At 39.9% G+C, this 1,215-nt stretch carries 1 pseudogene; it reads left to right on the top strand.

The features are described 5' to 3' along the window. Positions 1-874: 874 nt before the first annotated feature. Positions 875-1,215: pseudogene (locus tag AAAT87_RS15365) on the top strand (IS5/IS1182 family transposase); the annotation flags it as partial.

Raw genomic sequence — 1,215 nt, 5'->3', positions numbered from 1 at the left:
CGCTGCGCATTACGATGCTGTAGTTAATCATACTCTGTTCTGTGTTTAAGAGTTCACTGAATCACAACTACCCGGAAGCCCCGTTTCTGCCCCGATTCTGGGTCTTAATAGATGACCGGCGCCTGCCATCATTTAAGCCCCGCTCCGGTCTTCATAGATGACCGGTTTTCGGCACAATAGGCTGTTCCTTCGATTGCCGGTGCAAAGATACAAAATTTCAAAGGCGAAATCAAGTTTTTATCGAAATAAGATGGTAAAAATGGTGTAAGTACTTGATAATTAACTATGTAAGTAAATGCTGTTTTTACACATTGCTTGCAGGAGTGACTGGAATGGGTACTATGGCGATGAAGTGAGGATTCAAAAAGCGGTCATTTCCGGTCATGGTCATTTTCGGTCATTTTCATTTTCAACTTCGGTCATTTTAATCTATAGTATAATATAAATATAAATATTTATATTATACTATAGGGGAGATTTGCCCCCCCGAAACAAAAATGACCGAAAATGACCATGACCGAAAATGACCGGATAGAGCTTTCCAGGGGAAGCTCTCTTTGAAGATTATTGCTCTATGTAAAATACTGATTATTAATATGATATATTCCTTTGTGCGTTGTTACATTCATGCTCTTCACTTTCCTAATCTTTACATTTTCTCGTGTCAGTTTCCTCCTTCGTCTGTCTCTCTCTCTGTATCAGATTATCTGCAAATGCGTAAAATATATTCCGAAAAACCTCCATTTTGCCCCTTGCAAATCTACCTTTTCCACTCTTATTTTGCCCTTTGCGGGGGCTGTAAAAGTGCCAACGGAGGCACATTTTAGTGCTCCGAGAGCCAATTTCTACTAATAATTTTGCGAAAAACCATTTTTCTTCTGGCGAAAAAGGTGATGGACAGCAATTGCCGGAACTGGTAAGGAAGACAGAGGAAGCAGGAATGGAAGTTGATTCCATTGTAGCAGATAAAGCATATTCCAGCAAGGAAAATCTCAAAATGGCAAAGGAAAACAATATGCATCTCTCTGCTCGTTTAAGTTCTGTAATTGACGGTAATCGAACAAACAAACTTCCTTTTGAATACAACAAGGATGCAGATTTGTACGTCTGCCCAGCAGGGCATCTGGCGAAATGGAAAGAGATGAATAATCGCAAAAATGACAAGCGTCACAGAAACTCCAGCATTACCTATTATTTTGACGTGGACAAATGCAA

Source organism: Segatella sinensis (assembly GCF_040095255.1).
Lineage (GTDB): Bacteria > Bacteroidota > Bacteroidia > Bacteroidales > Bacteroidaceae > Prevotella > Prevotella sinensis.
The sequence above is the reverse complement of the archived record's forward strand: the minus strand, read 5'-3'. Positions and strand labels throughout refer to the sequence as shown.